The sequence below is a fragment of the Marinomonas profundimaris genome (genome assembly GCF_000508165.1).
Classification (GTDB): domain Bacteria; phylum Pseudomonadota; class Gammaproteobacteria; order Pseudomonadales; family Marinomonadaceae; genus Marinomonas; species Marinomonas profundimaris.
In genome coordinates, this window is record NZ_AYOZ01000023.1 from 226,092 (window position 1) to 239,962 (window position 13,871).

At 47.5% G+C, this 13,871-nt stretch carries 12 protein-coding genes; 6 read left to right on the top strand and 6 right to left on the bottom strand.

Annotation, left to right across the window (positions count from 1 at the left end; all coding sequences use genetic code 11):
- Positions 1–141: 141 nt before the first annotated feature.
- A complete protein-coding gene (locus tag D104_RS30205) occupies positions 142–1,320 on the bottom strand; it encodes a bifunctional transcriptional activator/DNA repair enzyme AdaA (RefSeq protein WP_235075927.1) in 1,179 nt (392 codons plus the stop codon).
- 95 nt (positions 1,321–1,415) lie between these two features.
- On the opposite strand from D104_RS30205, the gene ypfH reads away from it, so the two are divergent.
- The 5 genes from ypfH to D104_RS30230 all read left to right on the top strand — a co-directional run bounded on the left by ypfH (position 1,416) and on the right by D104_RS30230 (position 6,661).
- Complete coding sequence (gene ypfH / locus D104_RS30210; RefSeq protein WP_024024390.1) at positions 1,416–2,030, top strand: esterase; 615 nt, start codon at positions 1,416–1,418, stop codon at positions 2,028–2,030.
- A 111-nt stretch (positions 2,031–2,141) separates the two neighbouring features.
- Entirely contained in the window at positions 2,142–2,903 is a 762-nt protein-coding gene (locus tag D104_RS30215; protein ID WP_024024391.1) for a sulfite exporter TauE/SafE family protein, read from the top strand.
- A gap of 241 nt (positions 2,904–3,144) precedes the next feature.
- A complete protein-coding gene (locus D104_RS30220) occupies positions 3,145–4,626 on the top strand; it encodes a pectate lyase family protein (protein ID WP_024024392.1) in 1,482 nt (493 codons plus the stop codon).
- Between the two features lie 234 nt (positions 4,627–4,860).
- Positions 4,861–5,868 (top strand): type IV toxin-antitoxin system AbiEi family antitoxin, encoded by a 1,008-nt coding sequence (locus tag D104_RS30225; RefSeq protein WP_024024393.1) that lies wholly within the window; start codon positions 4,861–4,863, stop codon positions 5,866–5,868.
- Complete coding sequence (locus tag D104_RS30230; RefSeq protein ID WP_024024394.1) at positions 5,852–6,661, top strand: nucleotidyl transferase AbiEii/AbiGii toxin family protein; 810 nt, start codon at positions 5,852–5,854, stop codon at positions 6,659–6,661. Before D104_RS30225 ends, D104_RS30230 begins: the two co-directional genes overlap by 17 nt.
- A gap of 195 nt (positions 6,662–6,856) precedes the next feature.
- On the opposite strand, the gene D104_RS30235 is transcribed toward D104_RS30230, so the two are convergent.
- From D104_RS30235 to D104_RS30255, 5 genes are all read right to left on the bottom strand, one after another.
- A complete protein-coding gene (locus D104_RS30235) occupies positions 6,857–7,966 on the bottom strand; it encodes an ABC transporter ATP-binding protein (protein WP_024024396.1) in 1,110 nt (369 codons plus the stop codon).
- A 106-nt stretch (positions 7,967–8,072) separates the two neighbouring features.
- Positions 8,073–9,035, bottom strand: a complete 963-nt coding sequence (locus D104_RS30240) for a carbohydrate ABC transporter permease (protein WP_024024397.1) — start codon at positions 9,033–9,035, stop codon at positions 8,073–8,075.
- A 37-nt stretch (positions 9,036–9,072) separates the two neighbouring features.
- On the bottom strand, positions 9,073–9,939 hold the full coding sequence (locus D104_RS30245) for a carbohydrate ABC transporter permease (protein WP_024024398.1): 867 nt from the start codon (positions 9,937–9,939) through the stop codon (positions 9,073–9,075).
- Positions 9,940–10,127: 188 nt separating this feature from the next.
- Positions 10,128–11,477 carry an ABC transporter substrate-binding protein gene (locus D104_RS30250; RefSeq protein ID WP_024024399.1) on the bottom strand — a complete coding sequence of 450 codons (1,350 nt, stop codon included), beginning with the start codon at positions 11,475–11,477 and terminating at the stop codon, positions 10,128–10,130.
- A gap of 61 nt (positions 11,478–11,538) precedes the next feature.
- On the bottom strand, positions 11,539–12,546 hold the full coding sequence (locus tag D104_RS30255; RefSeq protein ID WP_024024400.1) for a LacI family DNA-binding transcriptional regulator: 1,008 nt from the start codon (positions 12,544–12,546) through the stop codon (positions 11,539–11,541).
- A 365-nt stretch (positions 12,547–12,911) separates the two neighbouring features.
- Here D104_RS30255 and D104_RS30260 point away from each other — a divergent pair, with 365 nt between their 5' ends.
- Positions 12,912–13,844, top strand: coding sequence for a GGDEF domain-containing protein (locus D104_RS30260; RefSeq protein ID WP_024024401.1), 933 nt, complete (start codon positions 12,912–12,914; stop codon positions 13,842–13,844).
- Positions 13,845–13,871 lie beyond the last annotated feature (27 nt).

A 13,871-nucleotide genomic window follows, 5' to 3' on the forward strand; every position in this document is an offset into this window, starting at 1 on the left:
GTGCACAAGATGGACTGGCTGAAGAGGCATTTCAAGCGCGGTGATGGGAAATTACATTGCCATGACACAACCTTGATGCATCCTTGAATTTACAGGCGTTAGGATACAATTTGTAACTTATGCTTGGCCTTAAGAGTGGTCTTAGTGATGTGTTTTTTCATGGTCCAGTAACCAGCGTTTTCGCTCTAATCCGCCTGCGTATCCCGTTAAACTACCGTCTTTTCCGATGACACGGTGACAAGGAATCACAATCGCAATGCGATTCATACCGTTGGCGCGGGCGACGGCTCGAACGGCTTTTGGGTTATTTAATCGAGTGGCCTGTTCTTGGTAACTGGCGGTTTCGCCATAAGGAATGGTGCCGAGGGCTTGCCAAACCGCGTTTTGGAAGTCGGTTCCGGGTGTGAGAAGCTGCACAGTAAAGTCTTTACGTGAACCAGAAAAGTATTCTTCGAGTTCTTGTTTTAGCTGCTTAGTGTGCGCGTTTTCGCCTGCCACAATCGGTGCTTTTAGGCGGCGCTGTAAGTCTTCAAATTCGGTTTCGAGCATGCGTCGGTCGACAAATTCCAGCAGGCAAATTCCCTCGTCAGTGGCGCACACAAACATCGGACCAATGGGGGTGGTCAGTCGGTCGATTAGAATCACAGCATTCTCCATATTTCGCGTCGGCGAATGGCCGAGCAGTTTTTTAAAAGTGTACCCGAAACCACTCAAAGAGTCGTAGCCTGAATCCAACGCGGTGTGGGTCGCGCTCTTGCCGGTTTTCAGTTCTTGAAACGCATGGTTAATTCGATACATGCGCTGAAAAGTTTGAAACGTCATCCCGTAATGCTGATTGAACCAACGGCGCACAAAAATCGGTCGTATACTGGCTTCTCGTAATTGTTGATCCGTGATTTTCGCCTTGGTGCAATCGCGTACTAAATCCATTGCGGCTTTGACTTCGTTGGGCGCTTCATGGGCATTTTCGGTGGGACGGCATACTTTACAAGGACGAAAACCTGCGTCCATCGCGTCTTTGAACGTCGTATAAAACAGTACATTTTCACGCTTTGGTTTGCGGGCGCGGCACGTCGCAATACAAAAAATCGACGTGGTTTTGACGCCGACAAAAAACACGCCGACAAAGCTAGGTTCTCGATTTATCAAGGCGTGATAATAGTCATCGGCTTGTTTTTCATTTGTTATTAGCATGCGGCTGTCCGTTGTAGGTCGTCGATATTTTTTCCATTTAATTAGGTTAGCGTGATCGATGTGTGCGCAACAACCGAAAATTGGACGAGTACTTTTTGCGGAATGAACAGGGTAGTTTATTGTCATTTATGAAATAAACCCTTACCAACTTCGCTATTTATCTCTTATTTTAGCAATAGTAGAGTGCGTTTTATTCTTTCATTTCGCCATAAGGTCACTTTATGTCTGCTTCTATTATGTTACAAAATCCCGTCGCCGCTGATCGTTTATTTCTTCTGTTTCATGGCGTTGGTGCCACCCCGCAAAGCATGGTGCCGTTGGGTGACGTGCTTGGAAAATCTTATCCTCGCGCGGCGGTGGTGTCTGTTCAAGCACCGGATTTGTCTGATTTTGGCCAAGGTTTTCAATGGTTTTCAGTTCAAGGCGTGACGGAAGCGAATCGGGTTGAGCGCATTGAAGCCGCGATGCCGATTTTTGTTGAAACGGTAACCAGCTGGCAGAAAAAATTTGGCGTGACTGCGGCTCAAACTGCCTTAATTGGCTTTTCTCAAGGCGCTATTATGTCATTGTCTTCAACCCAAATGGTGGCGGACTCTTTAGCGGATAAAATCGTATCGTTGTCAGGGCGATTTGCCGTGTTACCAAAGTGCGCACTGAACGACACAGCGGTGCATTTTCTTCATGGTGATCAAGATAACGTGATTGATTATCGACTGTCACAACTGGCACACGAAGCCTTGTTGGCTCGCGGCACGACCACCACCTATGATCTCATCCCGAATCTCACCCACAGTATCAATGAATCCACCGTCACACATTTGTTGTCGCGTTTGTAAGCGGCGTATTAGATAAATAATCCTTTGTCAGTCAGAGCGATTCTCCTTATTATTCGTTCCCTTATTTGATTCTCTCCAGACTTGATTGCGAGTCTTTTAAAGGACGATGTTATGGAATACAGTTTATTCACTGTGTCTCTTTTGATCGGTACTGGCTTTCTTGCTGGCATTATTAATACGTTAGCGGGCGGTGGTTCCAACCTGACCTTGCCTGCTTTGATGGTCATGGGCATGCCGGCTGACATCGCCAACGCGACCAATCGCGTGGGTGTATTTTTGCAAAATGTTGCGGCAACATTTGGCTTTCGTAAAGCCAAGAAACTCGATACCGCCGACATCATGCCGGTGATGATTCCGTCTTTGTTGGGCGGCGTGGTCGGTGCGTTTGCCGCCAGTTACGCGCCAGAAACCTGGCTTAAACCCCTGCTGCTCAGCGCGATGATCGGCATGACGCTCATTATGATCATTCGCCCGACGCTGATTGCGCCTCCAGAAGGCACGGTGCCGTTTAAAGTCTCTGAAAAGCCCAGCGCATGGGTCGCTTTGTTTATCGCCGGTGTTTACGGTGGTTTTGTGCAAGCGGGCGTGGGCTTTATCTTGATTGCCGCTTTAGCAGGCACCTTGCGTTATGACCTTGTTCGTACCAATGCGTTAAAAATGGTCTGTACGCTTGGCTTCACAGCGTTGGCGTTGGGCGTGTTTATTTGGAATGACCAAATCTTATGGATTCCCGGTCTGATCCTCGCGTCTGGTACTATGTTAGGTTCCTTCCTTGCGGTCAAAATGGCCATTAAAGCCAATCCAAATCACCTCAAATGGTTTCTTTTCGTCATGACCGTGTGTGGCAGCGCCGCCGCGTTATTGAGCGATTAATTCCCGGATCAAAAAGAAACGCAAAACCCTCAAAATCAAAACGATGTTTTATTTCTATGGGTTTTGCTGCTAGTCTGCTTTTCATATAGAGCGTTTTTTTAGCCAATTGAGTTAGAAAATCTGGAACAAGTATGGATTGGTTTTCTCTGTATTCCCGAAAATAAAAACAAATGGATGACTTGAAAGTACGCAGGGTGGGCTCTTTTCTGCCGGTTTATTTTCAATGTTTTTGGAGAATAAAATGAAAAGAAGACTCTTAGTGGCGGCCTGTTTCGCCTCTGGTTTGATGGTCGGTTGCACCAGTACCGACATACGCTACGATCACCAAGACATTGCCACACAAGTGCTGCCACCAAACGACGGTTGGGCGGCAGCCGAAGGACCCGTGACGGGTGGTTCGAATGCGCTCGACGTTCATATTTATACCGTGAGCAGCCGTAAGGAATTTGTTGAAGCATTAAACGCCACGAATGGTTCACCGACGATTATCAAAGTGGATGGCACGATTAACCTATCATCCGATGACCAAGGCCGTGAATTAACCGAAGACGATTATCGCGTCGCACCTTATCACTTTGATGATTATAAAAAAGCGTATGCCCCTGCGGTTTGGAACATAAAACCTTTGATCAAAAAGCGCCCAAATAGAAAACTCACTGGGCCGTTAGAAGTCGCTAGAAAAGCCTCTGCGCAAAAGCAAAAAGACCACATTGTTGTACGCGTTCCGTCAAATGTTAGCATCATCGGGCTGGGCAAAGACGCGAAAATCATCAAGGGCTCATTGCTTATTGGCGATGGCGTTGAAAACGTCATCATTCGGAATATCCGCTTCGAAGACGCATTTGATTATTTCCCCGGTTGGGATCCAGGCGACAGCTTTAAACTGGACGCCAGTTACCCAGGATGCCAAGCCGATTACGTAGACAGCCTGCACGGTCCGCAGAAATGCCGAGGCGGTCGTTGGAATTCAGAATACGATCTCATCTCCATCGCGGGTGGCAAGCGCGTATGGATTGATCACTGTACGTTTTCCGATGGCGATCGACCCGACTCCCTGTTTCCGCCGGTTTATCCCTTTCCTCAAAATGAAATCACGCAAAAAGTTCAGCACCATGATGGCTTAGTCGACATCACCAATCAGGCCGATTTAGTGACCATTTCAAACAGTTACTTTCATGATCACGATAAAGCGTTTTTGATCGGCAATAGCGACAAAAAAACCGCCGATACAGGCTATCTGCGAGTGACCTTGCACGGTAATTATTTTAACAATGTCGGTCAGCGCATGCCGCGCGTACGATATGGAAAAGTGCATGTCTACAACAATTATTTTGTGGGCAATGCGCAGGGGGATGGCGTGGGCGACACCGCGTATGAGCGACACGTTAACGCTTTGATGAATAAGCCGAAGCACAATATCGTTCGCCAAGCATTGGGCGCGGGTACTGCGTCCGCGATCTATTCGGAAGCCAACGTGTTTGACATCGAAAACGGCAATCCTTCTCATGCCATCGGTAACATGAAAGGCAAAGTCGCCTTCGATAAAGGCTCAATGTTTAATGGCAAACTGATCGACATTATTGAAGAAGCGAACCGTGCCAGTGGAAAACCCTTATCGAAAGACGTCGGCTGGACGCCCACCTTATACGGACCAACGCCAGTGCTGCCAGTCAGCGACGTGATTGACTACGTCAAAGAAAACGCCGGAGCCGGAAAACTGTAATCCTTGATCCAGCGTGTTTTTAGGTTTACTGGAACCACAAAAAACCGATGCCATTTCGTGTGAAGGCATCGGTTTTTTTGTTTTAGGTCCTGTTTCATGAGTAATGATGGCAACGGAACAAGCTAATCATTCAGGGTGGTTTGTATTATCGATTGTTCACAGTTATAGTTTGTTCATGAATCATGAACACGACCTGTGTAGTGAGCACTAAATTGATATAGAGCGATAATAATCATGACAAAGCAATCTGGATTGGCCATGAATGCGTTGGCGTTACTGCCTGCTCATATTAAATCTGACTTCGCCCAAAATGAGACGTTCAATGATAATCATTTTACTGATGGTGAATTGTATTTAACGGTGAGCGGCGCTGAATATCACTTTTTTGTGGAAGTAAAAACTATCCATCGCAAAGAAAGCCTAAGCGCGTTATTAGTGAATGCTGCGCCTAATACGCTGCTAATCTGCAATCGTCTTACTACTTACTTAGCGGATATGTGCACGGAAAATGGGTTAAATTTCATAGATGCCGCCGGCAATGCGAGAATTAACATGGATGGCTTTCACCTTTGGGTCGAGCCTCAGAAAACGAACAAATTGAAGAAAAACCTTAACGTTGAAAATAAAAGTAACAAACTTGGCGAGGGCGCAGTAAAGCTCCTGTTTGCTTTATTATCTCAACCCGACGTGCTTAATTTGTCATACCGAGAGATTGCTGAATACGCCAATATCTCATTGGGTATGGTAAGTAAAGGGTTGGGGATTCTCGAAGCCGAATCGTTAATTAGTCTTGGTGATACGAGACGAATACTGGATGCTGAACGAATGCTGAACCTTTGGATTGATTCCTATCGTTTGGCGATTAGGCCAAAGTTGGGTGGCATTCGTTTGCAGTTTGAAAGTGAATGGCAAAATGTCCCAATGGAAGAGAGCGATTTTTGGGGCGGAGAAGCCGCAGCAGAAAGGTTAACTCGCTACCTTCACCCCAAAGACTTGCAGCTGTTCACCCGACAGCCACTACAAAAAAAGCTAGCTCAGCTTAAATGTCGCCCGAACCCAGAAGGTAATTTATGGTTAGTGCCAGCCTTTTGGGGGAGTAAATTAGCATGGTCAGATAAAAGCCAAGCCCTATTGGCCGTAGCAGAGTTAGAAGCGAGCAAGGATAGCCGCAATATAGAAGTTGCAAGGATGATACATGAGCAATATTTAGGAACTAAAACACCCGTTGAACCCTGCATTTGAGCCCGTGCTTAGCATCATTGTCGATGTAACCACCCAGCTTGAGATACCGTATTTTATTGCGGGAGCAACAGCGCGAGACTTACTACTCTTTCATGTTTTTGGCCGAGATCCAGGTCGAAAAACGCATGATATAGATACGGCAATATTAGTATCAGATTGGGAGAGTTTTACCGCCGTCAAAAGCGCTTTGTTAGGCTTGGGCTTAAGCGAGACAAAATTGCCTCACCGATTGATGCATGCAGTTAGTGGCTTGCCTATCGACATCATTCCGTTCGGCGCTATTGCTGACAATACGGGGGAGATTCTATGGCCGCCAGAACACGTCGTCACCATGTCTGTTACAGGTTTTCAAGAAGCTTTTGATCATGCGGTTCTAGTCTATATTGGCCAAGGTGTAAGTGTAAAAGTGACTTCTTTAGCAGGATTGGTATTGTTAAAATTAATGGCATGGCAAGAACGGCGATTAGAAACAAATAAAGACGTTGAGGATTTTCTTACCATCCTTACGGAATACCCCAATGTTGAACGTGACCGACTCTATGACGACTTTATACCCGCTGAAAAGCTGGATTACGAGATTGAACGGCTTGGTGCATTTTTATTGGGTTACGACTTGAATATGCTCCTGTCAGACAAGAGTACCAGTTCTAAAACGCTCCTTCAGTTGTTAGAGCTACAAACCTCTCAAAGCGAGATGTTCATTAACGACTTGCTTAAAATACGCAGTGGTATTAATCCTGATCAGATAGAGCAACGACTGGCTGATTTTTGGGATGGGTTGGCTTTGAATTAATCCAGATAGATGTGTATTGAATCCATGGACAAAACAAAATAGCCAAATACAGGGCTTTTTATTCTGGATTCAATCGCTTCAAAAATATCCTTCATTCTCTAATCTCATCCTTTATGTAAATTACGCGAAATATGGAGTGTTATTACAATGTATATCAACACTCAATTCAGAGAAAGAGTCGTTAGGCTATTACCCTCAAACCTCTCCCGCATTAATCAACATGCCTTGTGGGCTGGTGTCGAATAACAAGACGCGATTCAAATCGACGGACAGTGAGATGTGTTCTTGACGTTTTACGTGGGAACGTAGGTCGAGTCGGGCTTTGGCGTCTTCGCCGCCGAGTTTGAACATGATTTCTTTGTCGAAGCCAAGGTTTTCCACGAGGTCGACCTGTATATCGTTGAATTCAAATAGGTTATCGCTGGGCGATGATAAGGCGCTGTCTTCGAAGAAGTCAGGGCGGATGCCGACTAAGACCGTGTCGTGAGAGCCTAAATCGTGCAGGTCGACGTTGGCGATTTTGGACGCGGGAATGCGATATTGGTCGAACACCAAGTCGTCGCCGTCTATGGTGGCTTCGAATAAGTTCATCGCGGGCGAGCCAATAAACGTCGCCACAAAGGTGTTGGTCGGTTGCAGGTAAATGTCCATCGGCGTACCGACTTGTTCGACGATGCCATCGCGCATCACGACCACGCGATCGCCCAGCGTCATGGCTTCGATCTGGTCGTGCGTGACGTAAATCGCGGTCATGTTGTATTGGTGTTGAATACGAGCGATTTCGGAACGCATATGATGTCGAAGTTTGGCGTCTAGATTCGATAAAGGTTCATCGAACAAATACACGTCCGCGTCCCGAGCGAGGGCGCGACCCATGGCAACGCGTTGACGTTGGCCGCCAGACAAGTCGGCGGGTTTACGATCCAAGTAATCGTCGAGCTTGAGCATTTCTGATACGTCGGCGAGTTTCTGTTTGATGGTCTCAGCGTCGGCGCCGGACTTCTTTAAGCCGAAGACGATGTTTTCTCGCACTGACATGTGCGGATACAAGGCGTAGTTTTGAAACACCATGGCAATGTTACGCTTGTGCGGCGGCAAGTCGTTAATGGCGCGTTGGCCAATTTGAATGTCGCCTTGAGTAATGTCTTCCAATCCCGCGACCATTCGCAGCGTGGTGCTTTTTCCGCAACCACTTGGGCCGACCAGCACGACGAATTCACCGTCTTTTACTTCTAAATTGAGGTTCTTCACTATCGGCAAATTGCCATAAGACTTGTTTACGTTTCTTAAGATTACAGAGCTCATTGCCAGTTCCTTTCTAATTTTGGTATGACGTAGCCGATGCTGTTCTGCATACATTTTTGTCTATCAAGTGTTCTCAGCTCCTCCCCCTGCTAAGGGGAGGGAATTGTTAGCCTTTAACTCCGCCGTCGGTTAACCCACCAGACAAATGTTTATTCGCCAGCATGAAGCAAATTACCACAGGTAAAAGTGTCAGCATGGACGCGGCCATGATGCGATCCCAGATGGCATTTTTCGAGGTAAATAAGGTTTGTAATGCCAGAGGCAAGGTTTGGAAATCTTGATACTGTTTTAGAAATACGGAGGCGAACAAGTACTCGTTCCACGCGATGACAAAACAATAAATAAACACAGTAAACAGCATGGGTTTTGACAGTGGCATGATGATGCGCCAGAAGGCTTCGACCCTTGAGCAACCGTCCATCATTGCCGCTTCTTCTAGCGAAAACGGGATGGTGCGAAAGTAGTTGCCCAGCATGTACATGGCGACAGGCAAGGTCTGAATTAGGTAGATCAAGAACAGACTGAAAATCGTGCCGCCCGCGCTGGACGCCAAGCCGACGTTGACGCTCATTTGATAGAGCGGCACCATCAACAAAACGCCACCAACCATATAAACAAACAGCACGCCGTTTGCCATCAGCGACTGCGCAGGAAAGCGCAAGCGTGCAATGGCGTACGCCGCAAGTGATGCCAAGAACGTCGAGCAAATGCCCGTTACAAAGGAGATTACGAAGGTATTGAGCATGTAACGGCCAAAGGGAAAGACATCGCTCCCCGAACTGAATTTCGCCAACAGCATTTGTTTTTTCTCGGCCGATAGCGCGGGGTTGTCGAGCAATCGCTGAATGCTGGCGGGCACGTCGACTTCTTTCACCGGCATTAAACCGAGCAATTCCTTGTACGCATCCAAGTGCAACACGCGAGGAATCAGTGACGGATTGCCCCAATCAATGGGGTGTTTTAACGACGTCGAAAGAATCTGCAAAAAAGGAAACACGCAAAAGATCACCAAGGCGAATACTAAGGCATACAAGATCACAGATTGAATGGGAGTGCGTTTATTCATCATACGCTTTTACCTATTTTTTGAGCCACATACATAAGACCTACCACTTAAGTACTTTACGAACGTACAGCCAAATTAAACCGACCAATACCAGCAACTGAATGACTGAAATCGCTGCGGCACCGCCTTGGTCTACGATGCCCGCGAAGGCTTGGTAATAGGTGAAAATTGGCAAGGTTTCGACGTTCGGTGCGAGTAAGTACACGTCTTCAAAGCGGTTCAAATTCCAGATGATGCGTAATAGCACCACGGTGGCGATGACGAATCTCAGTTCCGGCAAGGTCACATGCCAAAAACGTCCCCATGCATTTTGGCCGTCTATCGCGGCGGCTTCGTACAGGTCTTTCGGCACGCTTTGTAACTTGGCGAGAAACAACAAATAGGCGATTGGGAAATGCTTCCAAATATCGAATAAGATCACCACGAACAACGCCGAATCGGGATTACCGATGAGGTTTTCTCGGGTGTCAGTCAGGTGCAACACATCCACCACTACATGGTTATAAATGCCGTTCACCGGATCAAAAATAAACTGCCAGCCAAACACCACGCTGATCACCGGCGCGAAATAGGGCAAAAGGATCAAACCGCGGGCGAGGTTACGAAAGCGAAATTCTTGATTCATCAGAATCGACGCCGCCAAGCCGAGCACGGTGGTACCGACCACGGTTCCGATGAGATAAATGACCGACACACCAATGGAGTGGTAATAACGCGGATTGCCGAGTAAATCCGTGTAGTTATCCAGTCCGACAAAGGTCTTGCTGCCATTGAGTTGCACGTCAAAAAAACTCAGGTAGACGTTGAACAAAATGGGGTAAATCACCAGTAAGCCGATAATACCGACGGCTGGCGCGACTAATTTGAGACCGAGTCGGGCTTCGTTTTTGACCAGAATTGAAGACATAGTCGCTTCCCTTATTTAAATGTAACCCCACCCTAGCCCTCCCCTTAACAAGGGAGGGAACAGATCACTTGCCTCCCCCATAAATAAGGTGATGGAACAAATTTCTGCTCCTCCCCCTTAACAAGGAGAGAATAAATCTATCTGCTCCTCCCCCTTTTCAAGGGGGAGGCTGGGAGGGGGTCTATTGTCTATTCACCCATGATGGTTTTCATTTCCGCTTCTGCACTGTCCAGTGCGGCTTGAGGGTCTTTGTTTTCAATCGTCACGTCGTAGATCATGCGAGGAATCACCGACTTGGCGAAGAAGGCGCCAGATGCGGGGAAGGTTTTGCCTTTCACGACCGAGAAGGAGCGAATGTCATCGAAGCCAGAGACGATCTGCTTCATTTTATCTGCGCCGTAAAGCGTGAAGACGCCGTTTGGATCCTCCAAGTACGCTGGGTCTTCCGCGATGCCTTTCAGCATTGGGTTCATACCGCCTGGCGCCATGTGCAAAAAGGTGATGTAGCTGGCAGGGTCGTACATAAACTCGATGAAGTCTTTGGTCGCTTGCGTGTCGTCGGCGTTGTTGGTTTTTAACGCGACAAGGCCAGACAAGGTGCCGTAAGATGCGGCGCTTTTGTGGGTGATAATTGGCGCAAATGCGGTGTTTTTGACTAAGTTCGGATCGAAGGTGCCGCCGCTGAGCTCTTTAAAGTTCTCAGAGGAAAGTGAGCCTTTGGCGACTTCCGCTAAGGAAAGGTCATCCATGATGTAGGTGGAGTAGAAGAACATCGCCATCTTACCTTGCAGGTAATAATCGCGGGCGCGCCAGTTCTGTGGTCCTGGCGGATTGTATTTAGCCAGAGTGTTGTAATATTGAATGGTTTCTAATGTCGCGGGGCTGTTGAAAATCAAATTGCCCTTGGCGTCGAACTCGGCAGCGTTGTTAGACAGCGCCAATTGGGTGAAGACTTGTTCTGTGTAGCTGTCTTGTTTAGTGCCGACCAGAATACCGTATTGGTTGTTGGCTTTGTCGGTCAAGGTTTTGGCTGCGGTTTCGATGTTCTCCCATGTGTTTGGCGCCGCGAGGCCTTTTTCATCGAACCAGTCTTTACGATACCAAATGCCTTGAATCCAACCGTGATAAGGCAAACCGTAATAATCGCCAGATGGCGAAGTCAGCGTGGTCAGTGCGCCTTTGTGGAAGCGGCTTTTGCCAATGTCATTAATAACTCCTTGATGCGTTTTTGAATCGACGATGCCTTCTTCACCGAGCGCCATGATGATCTCGGAATTCACTTCGATAAGCTGTGGCGTGGTCCCAGCGGCAACCGCGGCGGCCATTTGAGTCGCCATTTCATTTTCATCTACGGCGACGACATTGACGGTGACGCCATCGTTTAAAGCTTCGAACGTGCTGGCGAGCAGTTCGATGTTTTTCAGTCGATCCGTTTGCGTTTGTGCAGTCCAGAATTCCACTGTGGCGGCGCTGGCGAGCGAGCTGATAAGCAGTCCATTGACCAGTGCGGCGCGGGTGACGAGCAGAGAATGTTTCATTGTCGTTTCCTCATTTTATTTTTATACGAGTGTTCCGAGTCTATGACTAAAAACCAGCTGGCTAAAAGCCTGTTTTTACGACGCCCGGCGCTAAAACGACTTGTAAGTCCTTCACCGGAACCCCTTTAATGCGCGACACCATCATGCTGGCAAGTTGCTCACCAATTTGTGCGGGTGGCGCTTGCTGAATGCTGGTGATCCCCATACTGGCGGTCAGCTCATCAACGGGTGTATCGCAACCAATCACACACACGGGTTCTTTCTGGTTGAATCGAGTGTTGTGCAATCGCATGACCGCCAAAGCGGCACTGCGCGCGCCGGTGCTGGTTAAGCAAATCAGCGCGGTGATATCTGGGTGCTGGAGAAGGAACTCGGCACAAGCGAGGTAATTTTCTTCCTCGTCAAAGCCGACTTCTAGGCCGTGTTCGGATGCAATCGAAAGCCCAACGTGCTCGGCGGCATTGCGAATGCCGCGTTGTCTTTCTTGAGCGAAAAAATATCGCTCACTCACCGAAATCACCCCAATGTCGCGATGGCCTTGTTCGTACAGGCGAGTCAGGCTTAAATGGCCAACTTGGTAATTATCCAAATCCAACCACGCAAATTGCGTTGCCCGTTCGGTGCGTCCGTAACACACAAAAGGCACGTTGAGCTTTAATAAACGATGGACTTTTGGGTCGTTGACCCGAGTGCGAAGGAGCAAAAATCCGTCTTGATCGCCGGCCTTAACAAGGCGTTCAAATTCACTTAATTCCTGCTTGCCGTTATCGATCGCCACCACTTGCAGTAAATAACCTTCTGCTTGCAGCGCCTGTCGAGTTCCGGCAAGAACCTTCGAAAGAATGGTGTCGAGATATTGCATGTCTTGGCTTGGAACAATCGCCGTTATTACACGCTTTGCTTGTACCCAATGCGCCGCATCGGCGCCTTTTAATTGGTAACCCTGCCGTGCTGCTTCTTTCAACACGCGCTTCTTGGTACTTGGGCTAATGTCTGGGTAATCGTTCAGTGCTCGTGACACTGTGGAGACCGACAGATCCAATTGGGTCGCTATTTCTTTAATCGACATAATGTTTCAGATGCACCTAACCATTCTTATTTTTATCACTGTCCATCATTCAAGGCGGTTTATAAAGCCTTAATCGTGCATTTTGTGACCAGCATCAAACGACGTTAAGACCGAAAATGTTTCGATGCAACGGTTATTTTTCGCACGACTTTGGGGCGTCACACGTAAGGAAAAAGCCGAAAAATGTCTGCCTTTCCTTGTGTTGAGCCTTAGAAAATTCTTTTTAAAACAAAGATAAGTGAATTAAAGACGAGTTATTTTTTCATTGTGTTGAAATGATGGAAGTCACAACTTATTATCGAGTTACCCCAAATGTTCAGATGCCGTCTCAGACTCATTTAAAAAATTTAATAAAGGCAGCCACTATGGCAAGGAAGCAAAAAACGCTCGATGTTTTGTTTAATGACCCGTTGATCTCTGCCGCCTTGGCAAGAGTAAACGTGTTTGTGATTAATCATTACCCTGGTGGACGAGATGTTATTTCTTCACTCATACCCAATGAAGACTTTGAGGCACAACCTTTTTACGACCCCTTAATGTGGTTGGAATACGTTCACCCCGATGACCGAGATCTCACTCGAATCGCATGGGATGCCGTTGTGCAGGGTAAAAGTGATGTTTTTGAAGGCGAGTATCGTTTCTTGATTGATGGCGAATACCGTTGGATTGCTAACAAAGGTACTGTTATTTCTCGAACAGAAGATGGACAGCCAGAACTCTACATTGGCGCGGATCGAGATATTACCGAAGAGCGTCGATTACGTGACTTGTTGGAAGAGGAAACAGAACGTCTCGCGCACTTGGTGATCAAAGATGACTTTCTTAATATTCCCAACCGACGCTACCTTGAAACCAAACAGGCGCAGTTTTTTATCGCCGATGGTGGTACTCCGATCGCGGTGCTGGTTCTAGACATCGATAACTTTAAGCAACTAAACACTCATTTGACGCACCACGGTGGGGATGAAGTGCTGCAAGCGCTTGTCAGCAAAGTCCAAGCGTGTATCCGGCCCACAGATACCTTGATCCGCTATGGCGGCGATGAGTTTGTCTTAATCTTGCCCAATGCCGTTGCAGATTGTGCTCAGGCCACAGCGCAACGCATTCTGGATGGGGTCAGAGAGATTCATTTACCCGCAATGAGCGATGACATGTCTATTTCTGTGAGTATTGGCCTTGTACACGGTTCGCCAACCGTCACACAGGACTTTTGGGCCTACTTTGAAGAAGCCGACACACAGCTTTTGTTGGCCAAAAAACTGGGTAAAGCACAGATACAACGTAAGCTGCTTGGCTAATCAATAGTTTAACCCAAAGGGGTTCTT